The following is a 19,061-nucleotide window of genomic DNA, read 5'->3' as shown; positions in this document are numbered from 1 at the left end:
GGCGTCCATGGCTGGAACGACCTATTTTTGCGCCTCGCAATGTCGCTTCTGCGCTATGTCAAAGATCAATCTCAATAACACCGTCGGGATCTGCGGCGCGGCTCTGGCACAGGATCATCGAATCCCCGCGTTGTTTCTTGGACAAAACGAAGTCCCGATGCTCGATTTCTCCCGAGATCACACCACATTTGCAGACCCCGCAGATACCATCCGAGCATTTTACATCTACGTGAATGCCCGCTTCGTTCAGCACCTGGGCCGCGTCCTTTTCTATGGGGACCAACAACTCCCGTCCCGACCGCGCCAACCTCAAAGTGAAGGGGTGGTTTTCATACTCTGGCTGTTCGGGAACCGAGAAATACTCCAGGTGCCGCGCCTCTTCGGGAAAACCCTGTTTCTCCGCCGCCTGCATCACGCCGTCCATGTACCGATCTGGTCCACACGTATAGACATGCCATCCGTCCTCATAGCCAGCCAGAATCTCGTCAAACTCGGCGCGCGTGCCTTCGTTCGAAAAGTGATAGTGGACGCGATCCGCCCATGGCATCGAAGCGAGATCTTGCGTGTAACCTGCTCCTTGGCGCGTGCTCGCCGAATAGTGCAGGACGAAGTCCCGGCCCAGCGCATGCAGCCGATACGCAAAGGCAATCATTGGGGTGATTCCTATGCCGCCGCCCATCAGAAACGTCTTCGTTGCTGTCTCGTCCAGCTCAAAATGATTGATTGGTTTCGAGACAAAAACCTTGCGGCCCTCGGAAAAAACGCGGTGAAGCAATGCCGACCCGCCGCGTCCATCGTCCTCGCGCAGAACACCGATCTGATAGGAGGAACGATCCGCAGGATCACCTGACATCGAGTATTGCCGCAAGAACTCTGGCGCAACCAGTACGTCGAGATGCGACCCCGCCGTCCAGTCTGGCAACGGCGCGCCATCCATCGCCGAAAACTCGTATTTGGTCACATCAGCGGCCATTTTCTCGACCCTGGTCAACTCGACCCGCATCACCGGCGCGTCGCCAGCGATCTGATACCGATGAATGACAGTCACATCACCTGTCGCCTTTCGGGCCTTGTACTCGTCTGCTGGGACCATTGCCTGATAGGCCGCAATCCCGGCCTCGCGGTCCATCGCAAACGGATACGGCCAGGGATGCGGGGCCAGATAGGCGGGGTAAACGGCAAGTGTCTGGTCCTCGTATTTCAGGTCCAGATCTCGTTGCAGATCCCTGCGGTTCAAAGGATGAACCGAGGGACGGTAGGACCCGTCCTCCTGCAGTTCGATATCCCACCACCATTTCTTGGTGTCGTTCAATCCGCCGTTACCAACAGCATCGTCCAGTTTTGCCAGAGCCGGTGCGGCCTGCGGCAGGTTCATTGCTGCCCAGCGAAAGGGGCGTTCCTTGAAGACCCCTTCGAGGTTCCAAGGGCAGGTCTTCATGCATCGCCCGCACATCGATCCCCCGGGGGTCGTGATCCGGTAGGTCGCACATTTCTGGCTGTCGGATTTCCAGATTTCGTAGCCGTTGAACATCAGCTTTGGCCCGGCCGTAATCGCGCCCGAGGGGCATTCCCGCGCACATTTGTTGCAGCTTTCGCAAAAGCGCTGCAGACCGAAGTCAATGGGCTTGTCATGCGTCATTGGCATGTCGGTTGTCACAACGCCGGATTTCAGACGCGGCCCGAGATAGGGGTTGAGGATAACCTCACCTATCCGGCTGACCTCGCCCAGCCCCGACAGCAGCAGCAGAGGCGGCTGCAATACCTCGCCATCCATGACCGTATGCGCCTTGGCTTTGTAGCCGAGGTTGCGGATCTGTTGCGCAACGACGCCGCCGAGCAGGGAAAAGCGAAGATAGGCGCGCATGGACTGCGCTACACTGATCCAATCGTCTCCGCTGGCCCCCTCCATGGTCTCATAGCCCTGATCGATGATCATGCTGACGGCTTGGTCGTGGGGTGGGTCAATCTCTTCGCCGGTCGCGTCGTGTGAATACCAGGTCCAGTCCGGGCACCGACTCAGCCCAACGGCGTCGACACCTAAAAAGTAGCTCGCCGCCTTGATGTTTGCTGCGTTGCGCTCGGCATCCGTGGGCCTGGCGGTGTCGGCGCTTTCCCCATCCTGAAGCAAAACAAAAGCACCCAAGGCCCGGCGCTGCGCGAAGCTTGGCGCTGATTTGCGGACATAGTACCCGCCTTTGGCCGCATCCTGCAGGGGTTTGCCCATATCTCCGAATTGGGCGCGGGCAAACATGTCGGCCCGTTTGGGTACGCGGGCCACGTTGTCTTCATCAATGTAAGTGGTCGGATCGTCCACGCGCCTGAGCTTTTCAAACGGATGCGCCCCGTTCACGTAGCGCCGTTTGGCGTACGAATCTCGGTTCAGCGCGCTTTTGGCAAAGCCGGTTCCAAGCCACCATGCAGGGCCTTTGGTCCGGAACCAGGGTTGGTGCGCCATCGGTTGTAACGGCCGGTCATGCGCGATCTCCATCTCGGTGGTGACAACGGCCAAACCGAACCGCTTGCCCAGCCAAGGGGTAACAAGCTCGCCATCTTCGACGGTGGCCAGACCGGCGGCAACCGCCAGTTTGCCCAGATCAACCTCTGAGGACACGGTCGAATGCGCGCGCGCATCGAACCCAAGCAAGCGAATGTAATTGGCGATCACGACGGCGTTCTCGGTGGCCAGCAGGCAAGCACGATGAGCCTGCGCGTCCATGATCCAATCCGCACCGGGTTCCTCGGGCTCCGGGTCACGGTTGTGTTCGTACAGGAAAACGATTGCGTGACGATGCGTGTCTATCGGCCCTGGGGCGGTCTCCATGCTATCTTTCAGATCGGCCATGATGACGTCGATCCCCGACGCCAGCGTCTTTGTCTGGCGCGTGCGCAGGGCATAGGCCAGCCGGTCAATATCCGGGTTGCGACGCGGCTGATCCAAAAGAGCGGAGGATGGAAGCGGCCCACAGCCCATCATCGACGCGTCATTGAAATAGCCGAAGGCTTTGAGATGATCTGCGCGGGTTTTCGGGTCTGCCGGGATATCCGCGACCGCCGCGTTCAAGATGCCAGCCCGGATCGTGTCCAACATGGCCTGAAACTCGCCCATGGCATTGACGATGCTTTCCGGCTGCTCGGGGCGATGAAAGCTGAGTTCGGGGTTCGGGGGTACCATCAACAAGTCGGGCATAAGGTCCTGCCGAGCCAAACGCTCCAACGGGTACGGCCCCATATGAACGGGCCGATTCTTGTCCGAGAAAAAGCGGATCCCCATTGCGCGCCTCCTGTCCTATTTGACCACCTAGCCCACAGTGGACAGTAAAACCATTCATGACTAGTCATAGATGATATGAGCAAAATTGATTTCACCGATCTGGATGGAAAAGTGCTGCGCACATTCCTGACCATCCTCGAAGAAAGCTCTGTCTCAAAGGCTGCAGACCGGATGGGTGTCACACAATCGGCGATCAGCCACACGCTCGCCAAGCTGCGGCAGGTTCTGGGCGATCCGTTGTTTGTCAGATCGGGACAGGGCCTGACCCCGACGGAGCGTGCCTTGGCCCTGAAAGACCCTGTGCAAGGCGTGTTGGACAGTATGCGGGCGCTGACCGAAGAACGCCCGTTTGACCCGATGGCCGAAGAGATCACAGTCCGGATTGCCACGAATGACATGCCGCGAGAGTTGATCTTTCCCGAACTGCTGCGCGCGACACGTGCTGAAGGCGTTCGGCTGCAACTAGAGTTCATCCCCTCAGGCGTTCCGGGGCGGGAGCTATTGCGCAGCGATCGGTGCCAGTTGATGCTGACGCCGCTGCCGCCTGACGGACCGGATATATTCCAGAAAAGACTGCTCACCAGCCCACTTATGGTGTTCTACGATGCGTCCATGCGCACGCCTCCGGACAGCTGGCAGGCCTATTGCGCAAGCGAGCATGTCGAGGTGCGTTTCCCGGACGGTCGCAACGCCCGGGCCGTCATGCATGGCGTGGATCAGACCAGGATTCGTCCACCGACGGTGACTTTGCCGCATTTCAACGCGATCCCCCCTTTCATCAGGGGCAGCACCCTGATTTCGACGGACACGCTGCTCATGAAAGACGGCCCGCTTGCGACGCTCAACTGCGCACCGCTGCCTTTCGACTGCGAGCCGGTTTCGATCTACATGGTCTGGCATCAGCGTTCCGCCAACGATCCCGCGCATCGCTGGTTGAGGGCCCGGATTGAGGACATTGCGTCGGCGCTTTAGGTCTGGGACAGCAGCCAGTCTCGCATCTTCGCCACCAGGTCAGGCTTGCGTGGCCTTTTGGGCGTCACGACGTAAAAGCCAAGCTCATCCTCCAAAACCTGTTCCAGAGGTCTGACCAATCGCCCGGTTGCGAGTTCCGACGCCACAAGCGGTGCAGGGGCAAGTGCAAACCCCTGACCCGAGACAGCGGCATCAATGGCCAGACTGGTCTGGTTGAACGTCATGGTGCGGGGTTTGCCGTGCACGCCGGCATGTTCAAGAAACAAAGGCCAAAGCCCATGGGAGTCGCTGAGAAGGACCTGCTGCATCAGATCCGAAACATCTGAAAGCTGTTGCGAAAGGTCTGGTGCGCAAACGACCACCAATTCGGTCGAAAATAACGGCACGACGTCCAGGTCATTGGTGACCGGATCGCAGCTGTGGCGAACGGCAATATCGACGCCGTCATTGGCAAAATCTGCGAGTTTTTCGCGCCCATCTACCTGAACCTGAATGTCCGGATACCGGGATGTGAAGTCGGGCAGTCTTGTAACCAGCCATTTGGATGCAAAACTCGGTGTGACAGAAATCGTTATCTGACGCTGAGCCGTGAGGTCCGAGACTGCCGTTTCGATGAGACGAAAAGCTCGTTTCAACGGCGCCTGGAAGCGCCGTCCCGCCTCAGTCAATCTTAGACCGCGCGGCATGCGGTCGAACAATTCCTCGCCCAGCCGCGCCTCAAGCCCGCGCACCTGCTGCGCGACAGCGCCCTGCGTGACGCCAAGCTCTTCGGCGGCAAGACGAAAGTTCAGATGTCTGGCCGAGGCTTCAAAGGCGCGCAAGGCATTCAGAGGCGGCAAAGCTGGCATGTCGATACGCAGTAGATTTTCTACAGCCTTAGAGCAGAAGAACTGATTGGTCAAATTGGACGCCCTCCCGCATCCTTTGGGCAAACTCGGAATGGAGCATTCAATGACCGACAAAGTGGCACTTATTACAGCGGGTGGCAGCGGCATGGGCGCGGATGCGGCCCGTCGACTAGCCGCCGATGGGTTCAAGCTTGGTGTGCTGTCCTCATCCGGCAAGGGCGAGGCGCTCGCACATGAACTGGGTGGCGTTGGCATTACCGGTTCGAACCAGTCCAACGACGATCTGCAGAAACTGGTGGACGCCGCGATGGCCCATTGGGGAAGGGTCGACGTGCTGGTCAACTCGGCGGGTCATGGGCCGCGCGCGGAGGTGCTGGAACTGACAGACGAAGACTGGCACACCGGCATGGATGTGTACTTTATGAACGCCGTGCGCCCCACGCGGCTGGTGACATCGATCATGCAAGCGCAAGGCGGCGGGTCGATCATCAACATCTCAACCTTTGCCGCGTTCGAGCCCGATCCGGTTTTTCCAACGTCGGGCGTATTTCGGGCCGGTCTGGCGGCGTTCACCAAACTGTATTCGGACAGGTATGCAGCCGAGAATATACGGATGAACAATGTCTTACCCGGTTTCATCGACAGCCTGCCAGAGAAAGAGGAATTCCGGTCCCGCATTCCCATGGGCCGCTACGGACGCAGTTACCACGAGATCGCATCGGTCGTGTCCCTGCTGGCATCCGAAGGCGGCGGATACATCACCGGGCAAAACATCCGCGTCGACGGCGGCATCACCCGTTCGGTCTGATAGGTCAGAACCGCGCCCTTAAAGCGTGCGTCAACGCCGCACCTGTTTCGAAAAACGCGCGGCGCAGCCCTGTCCAGCTTTCCCTATGCTCCGAGACCGGAGGCACTGGGAGGCGCGTGTAATCACCACTCAGCAGACCGTCTGCCATCATCCGTCCGAACACCGTTCCAGGGCCAATGCCACGCCCCGAAAACCCGTGAACCGACAGGGCGTTGGGTCCAAACTCGGTGATCTTGGGAATATGGTCCGACGTCATGGCGATGCGTCCATGCCAGCCTTGCACCAGCGGCTCATCTGCAAGCTGTGGGTAGAGCTTATCCAACTTGCGCCTGACCCAGCCTGTATGCGCAGCACGACCCGCCTGCGCCAGATCGCCCATGCCGCCGATGATCATACGCCCGTCCTGATCTAATCGGAACGAGGTCATGATCAGGCCGGTGTCCCAGCAGCCTTCGCCATGCGCCAGAATGCCAGCTCTCAGGTTATGTGACAGCGGCGCAGTCGCATATTGGAAGTAATACACCGGCACATAAGCTGGCGAAGTCTCATGCAACCCCTGATGATACGCGTTGGTGGCCTGGATAACCGCCTTGGTACGGACTTTGCCACCGGGTGTGGTTAGAATCCATTCATCGTTGTGATGCTGCATGGCCTGCACCGGGCTCTTTAGAAAAATCTGGGCCCCGGTCTCTTTCGCCGCGCGTGCCAGCCCGACCACATAAGCCAATGGCTGTATGGTGCCCGCACGCGGATCAAACAGCGCCCCGTGAAAGGCACCGCTGCCGGTTCGGGCTTGCGCAATTTCCGAGGATAACAGTTCGACCGGTGCGCCAGACGCGCGCAACTGCGCATGACGCGTTTGCAGATCCCGAAACCCCGCAGCAGAATGCGCGCAGTGCAACGTTCCGTTTCTGACCGGCCCGCAGTCAATCCCATGCGCATCAATCAATTCAAAGACATCTGCCGGGGCGTGCGCCAGCAAGTCGATCAGGAGGTCGCCAGCCTCATGCCCGATATGAGATCGAATGTCCTCGGGCGGCAGCCAGAGCCCGGCATTGACCAGCCCGACATTGCGCCCCGATCCGCCATATCCGATATCCTGCGCCTCAAGCAGACACACCGATGCCCCAGCTTGTGCCGCTGTCAGCGCAGCGGTGCATCCCGTGTACCCGCCTCCAATGACGGCGAGGTCAACCGTTAGATCGTTGGTCAGCGGCGGCGTGTCTAGCGTTTCGCGACACGTCTCGCGCCACATGGCATGTTCGGGGTAGGTCACATTGAGCCTCGACATGTTGCGCACAAATCATCGGATAGAGCCTAGCCCGTTGCAAGCGCCCTCTGATCATCGCGACCCATCGCGACAAGCACAGGCGCGGTCTTTTGGCGTTCAGCAAACGACGCCTTGTCCGCCATGCCGCGCCAATTGGCCAGAACCAGTGATTGGGCGACGGCACCGCCCAGTGTGCCCCCCGGTCCCGTCACGATGAATAGGTCCGGGGCAAACTCCCGCGCAGCTGTTTGGATGGCGCGGGTAAAGTCATAGGGTTCGGTGACCTGATGACCCAGCGTGTAGTCCCATAGCGCGTTGGTGTCTGTGGTATCGGGCCACCAGATTTTGCCGCGCCCGTCGATCAGCGGATGCTGGGGCTGCCCGAAAAGCTCGGCACTCAAGCGCGCGCGGCCTTCTGCTGCCACGGGCGCCTGCAACCTTGTGTGAAACGCCGCGTGATTGGGCAAACGCATTGGAAAGCGGTCCTGAACCGCTGGTTGTGAGGCCTCGAATGCCGCCAAACCCGCCTCATTACCGGCCAGAACCAACATGCCGCCCAGATCGATGGATAGCGCCAGATCATGACCTTCGACCGAGGCGATACGCGCCACATCTTTCAGCAATGCCGCTTTGCGATCCGGATCAGGCGCCCAATCTTCGCTCAGAAAGGGGTAAACCAGTTGCCCGCCAATCAGATGCTCCTGCATCAAGGTGCCCATGGTGTTGACGACTTGAAAACCGCTATCAGCGCTCAGGGCGCCAGCGACCGCGAGCGCGATGTACCACCCCATGGAGTTTCCAGTGACCGCGACAATGTCGATATCGTCAGCGAGGCTCTGTGCATCGGCAAGCGATGCCGCATAAATCAGGGGTGAGGCCACATCGCCCCGAGAGTACTTGCCCACCGTGAAGCGCGTCGCGCTGTCCAGTGTAGTGACCGGTTCCTGACCGGCTTCGGCCCGGATCGCATCGAAACCCTGAAACATCGTCATCTGCGATGCATGGTATCGATGCAGGTAGCCCAGTTCAGGTTTGTTATAGGTTCCGCGTCCTGGGCAGATTACAACGGCGGTGCGGGTCATCGCGCCCCTCCGGTCAGGGCCAAAGCGGCGTTCACAATACTGTCCTTGGACGGCAATGGTGCCGAATAAGCCGGACCCGTTGCAATGAAACTGTCTTCGGCAACAACGCGCGCGACGGGCTTGCTTCGATCTTCCTCGCAAAAGAACGCCATCAGCGCCTCGGACTGACTGCCGGTTCGGCGACATTCATCTACAATAAGCACGTGCCGACAACCTTCGGTGGCGATGCGCAAGGCCTCGACCGGCAATGGTGCCAACCACCGCATATCGATGATCCGGGAGTTCAAACCGGCGGCCTTCAAATCAGGCAGCGCCTGTTGCGACAAGTAATGCCCGTTGCCGTAGGTGACGATCGCCAAGTCGGTGCCGTCGCCATGCACCCCAACCTCGCCCAGCGCAATGCGCCGATCCGGTGGCAGATAGGTCGTCATCCAGTTGCCGTCCTGCGCCGCGTGCAGATCGCGCATTGGGTAGAGAGCGATAGGCTCCAGAAACACCACCACCCGTTGCTCCTCTCGGGCCAGCCGCACGCATTCGCGCAGCATTTGCGCTGCATCGGCACCATTCGAGGGGCAGGCGATAGCCACCCCCGGGATGTCCCGCAGAACGGCCAATGAGTTGTCGTTGTGAAAATGCCCGCCGAACCCTTTTTGGTATCCCAGTCCGGCAATTCGTACGACCATCGGATTGGTGAATTGACCATTAGAGAAGAAAGGCAACGTCGCCGCTTCACCCCGAATCTGATCCTCGGCGTTGTGCAGGTAGGCAAGGAACTGGATTTCCGGGATCGGGACAAACCCATTATGCGCCATTCCAATGGCCAACCCCAGAATTGACTGTTCGTCCAGCAAAGTATCGATCACCCGGTCCGGGCCGAACCGCTGCTGCAGTTTCTGCGTCACACCGTAGACGCCACCCTTGCGGCCGACATCCTCGCCCATGCATACCAGTTCACCATGTTCCAGCATCAGATCGGTCAACGCCCAGTTGATATGGCGGCTCATCGGTTGCGGCTCGGACATCGCGCGCAGGTCTGCCCCGAAGGATTTGGCCCGTTCTTCGGAACTTGGTCCATTGGTGGGTTTACATGCGCGTTTGGGCGGGATGAGGCTGGCCATGACCTCTTGCGCGCGGGTCAGATGCGGGCGAGTCGCAGCCTCTGCCGCGATACGATCCGTGCGCGCGCAAGTGTCATCATAGATGCTCAACGCCTGTTCCGGGGTCAAAGCACCAGCGTCGTTTAACAGACGTACCGAATGCAGAAGCGGGTCATTCGCCTCATCCGCCTCTACCTCGGACTTGCTGAGATAGGTCGTCGGCACATCGGCCCCGGCATGGCCGTAAAGGCGGACGGTCCGCAAGTGCAAGAAGGCGGGCTTGCGGCGTGCACGGACGTAATCGGCAGCCTCTTTCGCGACCGCATGGGTTTCGTAGATATCGAGACCGTCGGCCTGAAAATACCTGATCCCGGGCCGGTGCTCCATCGAAGCTTGAATCCATCCCTTTGGCGTCTTGACCGATATTCCGATACCGTTGTCCTCACACACAAACAGCAATGGCAGCGGAGTGGATTGGAAACTGGTCCAGCCCGCCGTGTTGAACGCCCCTTGCGCCGTGGAATGGTTAGCCGAGGCATCCCCGAATGAGCACATGGCAATCCCGTCTTCGGGCAGTTCCCGGTGTTCGAGGTTATGGCGCCGCGCCGCGCCCAGAGAGTAAGCTGCACCGACCGCCTTTGGCAGATGACTGGCAATTGTGGACGTTTGCGGCGGAATTGTCAGTGCTTTGGACCCCAGCACCTTATGGCGTCCCCCAGACGTGGGGTCCTCTTTCGAGCAAGCGAAACTCAGCAACATATCCCACGCGATCTGCTGACCGGGCACCTGCTCGGCCCGGGCAATCTGAAACGCGGCATCCCGATAATGGAGAAAAGCGATATCCGTCGGGCGCAGAGCATGCGCCAAGGCCGCCATCCCCTCATGCCCCGACGACCCTATCGTATAGAACCCCTGACCGGCCTTCTGCATTGCGCGGCTGGTCCGGTCGAGCGCACGGCTCAGTACTTGCGACCGGAACAGGGAAACGGCATCGGTATCGCTCAACCCCGGCCTGGGGTGCGGACCTTGCGGAAGGTCGCGCCGAGCCACCCGGGCGCGGAAGTTTTCGTGAACGATCTGAGCGCGATCCATTGGGCGACCTCTTCAAACGTTTCGGGGCAGCGCCCGTTTTTCGGCCGAACCTACGCTGATCGAACCCCACTGCGTAAGCAATCCATGTATCTCGCTGGTGTTGCGAAAAGGCCAGTGATATTCGGGGCCAAAGGTATGAGGAATTGTAATATGATCGCGCCGCGCCGCTTTCTCCCTTCGATTTCGTCGCTGTTGGCATTGGAAGCCGTCGACCGTTTGGGCAGCGCATCCGCCGCAGCCGAGGAACTGTCGCTGACTCAAAGCGCGATCAGCCGACAGCTCAAGGCGATGGAAGAACAGCTGGGTGTCGAGTTGATCCAGCGCACGCAGATGCGCCTGAACCTGACACCCGCCGCAAAAGACTATGTGCAGACGGCTCGAACGGCCCTGCACCAACTGGCGCAGGCGTCGCTAAAGCTAAAGGCCAATCCGACCGGCGGCTCCTTGCATCTGTCGATCCTGCCAGCATTCGGGATGCACTGGCTGGCGCCGCGCCTGCAGGACTTTGCCCGCCGCCATCCCGAGGTGACAGTTAACCTGAACACGCGCCTGAAACCGTTTGACTTTGCCAATGAGCCTTATGATGCGGCGTTCCATTTTGGTCAGCAGAACTGGAGCGGTGTGAGCTACCTGAAGATCATGCACGAAGAGGTTTTGCCGGTCTGCGCTCCGGCGCTGCTGCCCGAACGGATTGAAAGCATCGACTGGCTGATCGAAGCCTCGCTTTTGCATATCGAGACACGCCCGGATGGTTGGGAGAGGTGGTTTGCCGCGCAGGGTAAACCGGTTCACGGGATGCAGGGCATGATGTTCGATCAGTTTTCAACAATGATTCAAGCGACCATCCATGGGCTGGGCGTTGGTCTGTTGCCAAGCTACCTGGTGGCCGAAGACCTGAAATCAGGGCGCCTAGCCCTGGCATGGGACGGTCCGAAGATCAGCCTCGGCGACTACTTTCTGGTCTGGCCCAAGGCGAAAGCCGAATCCGAACCCCTGAAGTCTTTCCGGAACTGGCTGGAAAGCCAACTGGATGCAACGCACGGCAAATCAGATCAGGGTCTGGAATGATCATCTGAGGCCGATCACCCGACCCTCGTCAAACGTCGATTGATCGGGCGATCAGTTCCTTCATGACCTCGTTTGTGCCACCGTAAATCATCTGCACCCTTGCGTCTGCGTACAGCCGGGCAATCGGGTATTCCATCATAAAGCCGTAACCACCAAACAGCTGCAGGCATTCGTGCATGATCTCGTTTTGCACTTCCGAGCCCCAGTATTTGACCATCGACGCGGTGGCCGCATCCAGTTCTCCGGCTTCGAGCTTGCCGATGCAGTCATTGACGAAACTTCGCAGCACCTCGGCCTTGGTCTTGCATTCCGCCAGCTTGAACCGGGTATTCTGAAAGTCCATGACACGCTGCCCAAAGGCTTTGCGCTCCTGCACGTATTTCACCGTTTCGGCGATCGCAAAATCGATTGCCCCCAAAGCCATCAAGCCAATGGTCAAACGCTCCCACGGCAATTGCTTCATCAACTGGTAGAAACCCTGCCCTTCTTCGGCGCCCAAAAGGTTTGTCATCGGCACTTTGACATCTTCAAAGAACAACTCGGCCGTATCGTTGCCTTTCATGCCCAGCTTCTCGAGGTTGCGACCGCGACGGAACCCATCCGCCCCATCCGTCTCGACGGCGATCAGAGACACGCCTTTGGCGCCGAGCGACTTGTCTGTCTTAGCCGCCACGATAATGAGATCCGCGGACTGCCCATTGGTGATAAATATCTTGGACCCGTTGAGGCGATAGGAATTGCCATCCTTTTCGGCTGTTGTCCGCACCGCCTGCACATCCGAGCCAGTGCCGGGTTCCGTCATGGCAAGCGCCCCAACCATTTCACCCGAGGCCAGCCTGGGCAGCCACTTCCGCTTTTGATCCTCGCTGCCATACGCGGTGATGTAGTGAGTCACGATAGACTGAATGCCGTAACCCCACCCGGCGTCGCCCCGGGCCGTCTGTTCGTAGATTGTGACCGAGTCGAAGCCCATGCCGCCGCCGACACCGCCATATTCTTCCGGGATGGCCCCCGCCATTAGTCCGGTTGCGCCTGCTTTGAGCCAGAAATCACGGTCGACCACGCCGTTGGCAATCCAGGTTTCTATGTTGGGCGTCAATTCATCGTCCATAAACCGGCCTGCCATTTCGGCAAACATCCGGTGTTCATCCGTGACCCATGCGGCGGTGGAGGTAAAAAGCGACATGTCAGGCTCTCCGATAAGTAGTTCCCGCAAGGCTAGCCTGCACAGCGTGTTCCGCCAATCCGTGTGACGCAGCGTTCAAACGCCGCACAACCCAACGTCTTTTATTTGGGCGGGAAAACTGAAATCACGCATCTGCGCAGACCGATCACGCAAGGGCTGTTGCAAGCAACTGCCGGGCGGCGTCTTTCGCGTCTTCGGCGGGGTCGCAGTTCTTCAGCAGAACGGCCGCCACGATTGCCCCCTCTTGCAGCAGGACGATTTGACTGGCCAGTTTTTCAGGGTTCTGCACATTTGCCTTCCGCGCAAGTTGGGTGAAATGGTCCAACAGAAGGCGTTTGTGTTCGGCGGCCTGGGCGTGGATCGGGTGTTCTGCATCCGGGTATTCGGCGCCAGCTTTGATGAACATACATCCGCGAAAGCCGTCCTCCTCAAACCACTCCTTCATCGCGTCGAAACTGGCGATGATCTGCCCCGCAGGCGTTTCCGACAACTCTTCGATCCGGCGGAACATCCAATTGCGAAAGTTCTCGTCACGCAATCGAAGAGACGCAAGAATGAGTTCTTCCTTGGTACGGAAGTGCTTGTACATCGACGTCTTGGACACACCCGTTTCCGCGACCAGCTTATCCATTCCGGTCGCATAAAAACCATCACGATAAAAAACCTGCAATGCCTTGCGGACAAGCTCGTCCCGCTTGTTTGGTCGCATGTTTTGGCTCCTTAGCGTACTGATCAGTACATATTAGATGCGATGCCGGTGTGCAATGGCTCATGTTTTATTCTTTATATTTAATGTTCTTAGGTCCGTTCACAACTTTCTCGCACTAAACCGGCCAATTTTCTTCTTGATAAAGATAACAGAACGGTACATATACTTTTTATAGTTTACCGATCTGTACACCATAAGGGCAAAACGGATGAAGCGCCGCGCCAGTTTACTCCCACCTCAATACGTTCCCTTTCTTTTGACCGTGGCACTTCTGGCTGCATCATTGACGTAAAGGACGCCTTGCCCAATGGACCGACCCCCGCTTCCCCCCTTTACCCAGGAAACCGCCGTACGAAAGGTGCGCTTGGCAGAAGATGCATGGAACAGCCGCGATGCCGATGTCGTCACGCCGGCATACACAGAGGACAGCCGCTGGAGGAACCGGGCCGAATTCCTGTCCGGGCATGCAGAAATTCACGCGTTTTTGACACGGAAGTGGCGCAAGGAGTTGGACTATCGGTTGATCAAAGAGCTTTGGGCTTTCTCCGGCAATCGCATCGCTGTGCGCTACGCCTATGAGTGGCATGATGACAGCGGGCACTGGTTCCGGTCCTACGGCAACGAAAACTGGGAGTTTGCCGCAGACGGGCGCATGTCTCACCGCCATGCCTCACTGAACGATCTGCCTATCACCGAGGAGGACCGCCTGTTTCGCTGGCCTCTGGGTCAGCGTCCAGACGATCATCCCGGCCTGCACAGCCTCGGCCTTTGAAAGGATTGACCATGCCCCGCGCCTTTTCGGAACTGACGTTCACCCCATCTGTTCGCGCCCATCAGGAACGAATGGGATCTGCCAAGACATATGCAAAGTTCATCGAGGGAGGGCCGCAGCAAGGTCATTTGATCGGGGATCCGGAAAAGGCGTTTATCGAAGCGCGCGACGGCTTCTACCAGGCCACAGTGTCCGAGACCGGATGGCCATATGTACAGTATCGTGGCGGACCGGCAGGATTTCTAAAGGTCTTGGGGCCTCAGGCCATTGGATACGCCGATTTCTCGGGAAACAAGCAGTACATCTCGCGCGGGAACCTCGACGAGAATGACCGGATTGCACTGATCCTGATGGATTACGCCAATCAACGGCGCCTCAAGATCCTGGGGCGCGTCGGGTTTACCGAAGGCGAGGCAGCCGCATCCAGCCTGTATCCTGAAGATGCCGAAGCCCCGGCGGAACGCGCAGCAATCATCCGTGTCGAAGCGCTGGACTGGAATTGCCCGCGTCACATCACACCCCGCTTTACAGAGGCCGAACTGCGCCCGCATCTGAATACGCTGGGACGTCAACTGGCCCAGTTGCAGGCGGAAAACGAGCGCCTGAAACAGGAATTGGCCCAGACGGGTTGAACCGACGATCCTTTGCCCTGCTCGTTTCGTGAACTTATAGCTCCAGGATAGACCGACATGCTTCGTTCCGCTCTTCGTCTTTCCGCAGTTGCAGTCGCAGGGGTCTTGGCGTGCATTCTCGTTATTCTTCTGGGTTTCATTGCCTCGCCGAACGCGGTCCGAACCGCACCACCGTCATACCACAGCGTTTTGTTGTTCGAGCAATTGCAACGCCGCTGGCCAGAACAGGTTTTTGCAAGCAAGTAGGCGACGCAGAGTTGACCGTCGCGTCGCTTGTCGGCCTGCATCTACACCTGAGCGCCGAAACTCAGCAGCAAGAGGCCTATTTCAGAAAAATGCCCATACCCACCTCTTGACCTTCCCGTTACTGTAACCCCCATCTGAAGGGTTATCGAATGGCCGGGACGAATCGGATGACACAACCTCACACCCTACAACTCAAGATCAATGGCATGAACTGCGCATCCTGCGTTGGACGCGTCGAAACTGCACTGAGAGGGGTCTCGGGCGTTAAAAACGCGTCAGTAAATTTCGCGACGGAGACAGCACAAGTCACCTTAGAGGGGCCGATTTCTGCGCTCACCACCGCCCTGGAGACCGCCGGGTACCCCGCCGCGACGCGTCAAACTGTGTTGAAGGTCAGCGGGATGAACTGTGCCTCCTGCGTGGCCAAGATCGAACGGGCGCTGCAATCTGCACCCGGGGTCGTGGAAGCACATGTCAATCTGGCGACCGAAACCGCCACCGTCACCTACGCCCAAGGCACCATCGATCCAAGTAGTCTGGCACAGCTTGTAACGGGATTAGGCTATCCCGCCCGCACCGAGTCCATGCCCGAAGCTGAAGATCGCGAAAAGACGGACGACACGCACACCCTGCGGCGCGCGACGATGTTTGCGGCTGTTCTCGCTCTGCCGGTGTTCATTCTCGAGATGGGCGGCCACATGGTCCCCGCTTTTCATCACTGGATTCACGCGACAATTGGCACGCAATCAAGTTATCTCATCCAGTTCGCGTTGACGTCTGTGCTGCTGATCGGGCCAGGGCGCATTTTCTACGCAAAGGGAATTCCGTCTTTGCTGCGCGGTGCACCCGACATGAACGCGCTGGTCGCGTTGGGAACAGGGGCAGCGTATCTCTATTCGGTGTTGGCGACATTTGCGCCGCAATTGCTGCCGCAAGGCACCGCAAATGTGTATTTCGAAGCGGCGGCAGTAATTGTTGTCCTGATCCTTCTGGGCAGGCTTCTGGAAGCGCGCGCCAAGGGCAAAACCGGCGCCGCGATCCGCAAGCTTGTCGGCCTGCAACCCAAGACCGCGCGGGTCGAGTTGGACGGGCAGACTGTGGACCGCCCGATCGCCGAGATCATGATGGGCGATATCGTGCAAATCCGCCCCGGCGAACGCGTGCCGGTGGACGGGGATGTAGTAGAAGGCACGTCTTACATCGATGAAAGCATGATCACGGGCGAACCCGTCCCGGTCGGCAAGTCCGCGGGCGATCAGGTTGTGGGCGGGACTGTGAACGGCACTGGTGCTTTGCGCATTCAGGCGACCCATGTCGGGGCGGACTCGGTGCTGGCGCAGGTCATTCAAATGGTGGAGCAGGCACAGGGCGCAAAACTGCCCATTCAGGGGCTGGTAGATCAGATCACCTACCGCTTCGTTCCAGCCGTCATCGCCGTTGCAATATTGACCGTTTTGGCTTGGCTGATGTTTGGGCCGTCCCCCGCCCTGCCATTGGCACTGGTTGCCGGGGTGTCGGTTCTGATCATCGCCTGCCCCTGTGCCATGGGTCTGGCAACGCCGACATCGATCATGGTCGGAACCGGTCGCGCGGCAGAGTTGGGTGTTCTGTTTCGCAAGGGCGATGCCTTGCAACACTTGCAGCAGGCTGAGGTGGTCGCGTTGGACAAAACCGGCACGCTGACGCTTGGTCGCCCGGAACTACAGGATTTGGTGACCATGGATGGTTTTGACAGGGCCGGAGTGTTGCGGTTGGCGGCTGCGCTGGAATCGCGATCTGAGCATCCGATTGCGACGGCCATCACACGCGCCGGACCCTCGGATCTGCCGGTGGTCTCAGAGGTGCAGTCCCTGACGGGCCTGGGCCTGCAGGGGCAGATCGAAGGCCAAGAGGTCCTGATCGGATCACACAAACTGATGCAGCAAAAGGGGATCGATCTGCAAGAACTGCAGGTTGAAGCCGATGCGCGCGCCGCAGAGGGCGCAACGCCCTTGTTTCTGGCCATTGGCGGTCAGGCTGCCGCGAGCCTTTCCGTATCGGACCCGATCAAGCTGGGCACGCCTGAGGCATTGGCGCGACTGCACGAGATGGGCCTGACATTGGCCATGGTCACGGGGGACAACTCGCGCACGGCCCAGGCGTTGGCGGCCCGGCTGGGCATCGATCATGTGACCGCTGACGTGCTGCCGGATGGTAAGCTGGACGCAATAAACGCACTGCGCGATGAGTATGGGACCTTGGCGTTTGTCGGCGATGGGATCAACGATGCGCCAGCGCTGGCATCTGCCGATATCGGTATTGCCATCGGCACAGGAACGGATGTCGCCATTGAAACGGCCGACGTGGTCCTGATGTCGGGTGATCTGCGCGGCGTGGCAAATGCGGTCGAGATCAGCCGCCGGACCATGCGCAATATCCGCCAGAACCTGGGATGGGCGTTTGGATACAACGTCTTGCTGATCCCTGTGGCCGCTGGTGTTCTCTACCCCTTCGGCGGCCACCTGCTGTCACCGGCACTGGCCGCCGGGGCTATGGCGTTGTCGAGTGTCTTTGTAGTGTCGAACGCCCTGCGCCTGCGACGCATACGCGCGAGCGTCCCGGAAACCGCTGAGACCGCGACCGGGGAGGTCCACGCATGAATATCGGAAATGTCGCCACCCGCACCGGCCTGCCTGCCAAAACCATCCGGTACTACGAAGACATCAAGCTGATCAAACCGCAGCGCGACGAAAACGGGTATCGTCGGTTCCGCGAGCAGGATGTCCACAAGCTGAACTTTCTGGGGCGCGCCCGCGCATTGGGGTTCACGATAGAAGACTGCCGAACTCTGCTGGCGCTGTACGAGGATGAGACCCGCGCCAGCGCCGATGTCAAGCGGGTCGCACGGGACCATCTGGCGCAGATCCAAGCCAAGATCGCCGACCTGAACGCGATGCGGGATACGCTCAGTCATCTAATTGACGCCTGTGCGGGCGATGACAGGCCGGATTGTCCGATTCTGCAGGACCTGGGTGGCAAATCGTAGCGCGGGGTTGCCCTTTGTCCGCAGCTTTGCTTTGTCTCTGCTGAACATTCCGGTCCGCTGCATCAGCTGAGGAAGGGGCCGGACAGCGGAGAGGATCACCAAATGGCAAAAGTTGCTTTCCTTGGCCTCGGTGTCATGGGATATCCCATGGCCGGGCACCTGCAATCCGCAGGTCATGAGGTCACTGTTTACAACCGCACCACCGCCAAGGCCGAAGCCTGGGTGAGCGAACACGGCGGCGCACTGGGTCAAACCCCCGAAGAGGCCGCGCAGGGCGCCGAGATCGTGTTTGCCTGCGTCGGGAACGATGACGACCTGCGCAACGTGTGCAACGGTGAGGGCGGTGCCTTTCACGGCATGTCCGACGGCACAATCTTTGTCGACCACACCACAGTGTCAGCCAAGGTCACGCGCGAGCTGTTTGAAACGGCAGGCGCGCAAGGCATTGCTTTTGTCGACGCGCCGATCTCTGGGGGTCAGGCCGGAGCAGAGAACGGCGTTCTGTCGATCATGTGCGGCGGCGATCAGGGTGCTTATGACCGGGCCGAACCGGTTATGCAGGTCTATTCGAAAATCTGCCGTCGGATCGGTGACAGCGGGGCCGGTCAGATGGCCAAGATGTGCAACCAGATCGCAATTGCCGGACTGGTTCAGGGCCTGAGCGAGGCGCTGCACTTTGCAGAAAAAGCCGGGCTGGACGGGCGCTCTGTCGTCGAGGTGATCAGTCAGGGCGCGGCAGGTAGCTGGCAAATGGCGAACCGGTACGAAACCATGCTGGACGATCATTTTGATCACGGTTTTGCGGTGGATTGGATGAGAAAGGATCTGGGCATCTGTCTGGATACCGCGAATGAGACCGGGGCATCCCTTCCGGTGACCGCGCTCGTCGATCAATTCTATAAGGACGTTCAGAAACTGGGCGGTGGGCGGTGGGATACGTCTTCGTTGATCAAACGGCTACGCACACTCGGCTAACGGATTCA

Annotated in this window: 15 protein-coding genes; 8 read left to right on the top strand and 7 right to left on the bottom strand. The window is 59.1% G+C overall.

Going from position 1 to position 19,061, the window contains the following annotated elements; all coding sequences use genetic code 11:
* Positions 1–58 precede the first annotated feature (58 nt).
* On the bottom strand, positions 59–3,271 hold the full coding sequence (locus tag ACR3ES_RS07405; RefSeq protein WP_480425130.1) for a reductive dehalogenase: 3,213 nt from the start codon (positions 3,269–3,271) through the stop codon (positions 59–61).
* A gap of 75 nt (positions 3,272–3,346) precedes the next feature.
* Here ACR3ES_RS07405 and ACR3ES_RS07400 point away from each other — a divergent pair, with 75 nt between their 5' ends.
* Entirely contained in the window at positions 3,347–4,243 is an 897-nt protein-coding gene (locus ACR3ES_RS07400) for a LysR family transcriptional regulator (RefSeq protein ID WP_170428691.1), read from the top strand.
* On the opposite strand, the gene ACR3ES_RS07395 is transcribed toward ACR3ES_RS07400, so the two are convergent.
* Complete coding sequence (locus ACR3ES_RS07395; RefSeq protein ID WP_480425129.1) at positions 4,240–5,145, bottom strand: LysR substrate-binding domain-containing protein; 906 nt, start codon at positions 5,143–5,145, stop codon at positions 4,240–4,242. The two genes, ACR3ES_RS07400 and ACR3ES_RS07395, sit on opposite strands and share 4 nt — an antisense overlap.
* 49 nt (positions 5,146–5,194) lie before the next feature.
* Between ACR3ES_RS07395 and ACR3ES_RS07390 the strand changes: the two genes are divergently transcribed.
* On the top strand, positions 5,195–5,899 hold the full coding sequence (locus tag ACR3ES_RS07390; protein WP_170428688.1) for an SDR family oxidoreductase: 705 nt from the start codon (positions 5,195–5,197) through the stop codon (positions 5,897–5,899).
* A gap of 4 nt (positions 5,900–5,903) precedes the next feature.
* On the opposite strand, the gene ACR3ES_RS07385 is transcribed toward ACR3ES_RS07390, so the two are convergent.
* The 3 genes from ACR3ES_RS07385 to ACR3ES_RS07375 are packed head-to-tail and all read right to left on the bottom strand — an operon-like array spanning position 5,904 to position 10,440.
* The gene (locus ACR3ES_RS07385; protein ID WP_170428685.1) at positions 5,904–7,190 is read right to left on the bottom strand and encodes an FAD-dependent oxidoreductase; all 1,287 of its coding nucleotides are present in this window, start codon (positions 7,188–7,190) and stop codon (positions 5,904–5,906) included.
* Positions 7,191–7,216: 26 nt separating this feature from the next.
* The gene (locus ACR3ES_RS07380; RefSeq protein WP_170428682.1) at positions 7,217–8,251 is read right to left on the bottom strand and encodes an ACP S-malonyltransferase; all 1,035 of its coding nucleotides are present in this window, start codon (positions 8,249–8,251) and stop codon (positions 7,217–7,219) included.
* Positions 8,248–10,440 carry a dehydrogenase E1 component subunit alpha/beta gene (locus ACR3ES_RS07375; protein WP_480425127.1) on the bottom strand — a complete coding sequence of 731 codons (2,193 nt, stop codon included), beginning with the start codon at positions 10,438–10,440 and terminating at the stop codon, positions 8,248–8,250. Before ACR3ES_RS07375 ends, ACR3ES_RS07380 begins: the two co-directional genes overlap by 4 nt.
* Before the next feature lie 150 nt (positions 10,441–10,590).
* Here ACR3ES_RS07375 and ACR3ES_RS07370 point away from each other — a divergent pair, with 150 nt between their 5' ends.
* On the top strand, positions 10,591–11,508 hold the full coding sequence (locus tag ACR3ES_RS07370; protein ID WP_170428676.1) for a LysR substrate-binding domain-containing protein: 918 nt from the start codon (positions 10,591–10,593) through the stop codon (positions 11,506–11,508).
* 28 nt (positions 11,509–11,536) lie between these two features.
* On the opposite strand, the gene ACR3ES_RS07365 is transcribed toward ACR3ES_RS07370, so the two are convergent.
* Together ACR3ES_RS07365 and ACR3ES_RS07360 are read right to left on the bottom strand one after the other, a co-directional pair.
* Entirely contained in the window at positions 11,537–12,694 is a 1,158-nt protein-coding gene (locus ACR3ES_RS07365; RefSeq protein ID WP_170428674.1) for an acyl-CoA dehydrogenase family protein, read from the bottom strand.
* A gap of 145 nt (positions 12,695–12,839) precedes the next feature.
* On the bottom strand, positions 12,840–13,403 hold the full coding sequence (locus ACR3ES_RS07360) for a TetR/AcrR family transcriptional regulator (RefSeq protein ID WP_480425126.1): 564 nt from the start codon (positions 13,401–13,403) through the stop codon (positions 12,840–12,842).
* 307 nt (positions 13,404–13,710) lie between these two features.
* On the opposite strand from ACR3ES_RS07360, the gene ACR3ES_RS07355 reads away from it, so the two are divergent.
* From ACR3ES_RS07355 to ACR3ES_RS07335, 5 genes are all read left to right on the top strand, one after another.
* Positions 13,711–14,175: a nuclear transport factor 2 family protein gene (locus ACR3ES_RS07355; protein WP_170428668.1), complete on the top strand. Its 465-nt coding sequence runs from the start codon at positions 13,711–13,713 to the stop codon at positions 14,173–14,175.
* A gap of 11 nt (positions 14,176–14,186) precedes the next feature.
* The gene (locus tag ACR3ES_RS07350; RefSeq protein ID WP_170428665.1) at positions 14,187–14,807 is read left to right on the top strand and encodes a pyridoxamine 5'-phosphate oxidase family protein; all 621 of its coding nucleotides are present in this window, start codon (positions 14,187–14,189) and stop codon (positions 14,805–14,807) included.
* A 413-nt stretch (positions 14,808–15,220) separates the two neighbouring features.
* Complete coding sequence (locus tag ACR3ES_RS07345; protein ID WP_170428663.1) at positions 15,221–17,692, top strand: heavy metal translocating P-type ATPase; 2,472 nt, start codon at positions 15,221–15,223, stop codon at positions 17,690–17,692.
* A complete protein-coding gene (cueR, locus tag ACR3ES_RS07340; protein ID WP_170428660.1) occupies positions 17,689–18,078 on the top strand; it encodes a Cu(I)-responsive transcriptional regulator in 390 nt (129 codons plus the stop codon). Before ACR3ES_RS07345 ends, cueR begins: the two co-directional genes overlap by 4 nt.
* A 102-nt stretch (positions 18,079–18,180) precedes the next feature.
* A complete protein-coding gene (locus tag ACR3ES_RS07335) occupies positions 18,181–19,053 on the top strand; it encodes an NAD(P)-dependent oxidoreductase (protein ID WP_170428658.1) in 873 nt (290 codons plus the stop codon).
* Positions 19,054–19,061: the final 8 nt, after the last annotated feature.

The sequence above is a fragment of the Ruegeria sp. B1 genome (assembly GCF_056535885.1).
The sequence above is the reverse complement of the archived record's forward strand: the minus strand, read 5'-3'. Positions and strand labels throughout refer to the sequence as shown.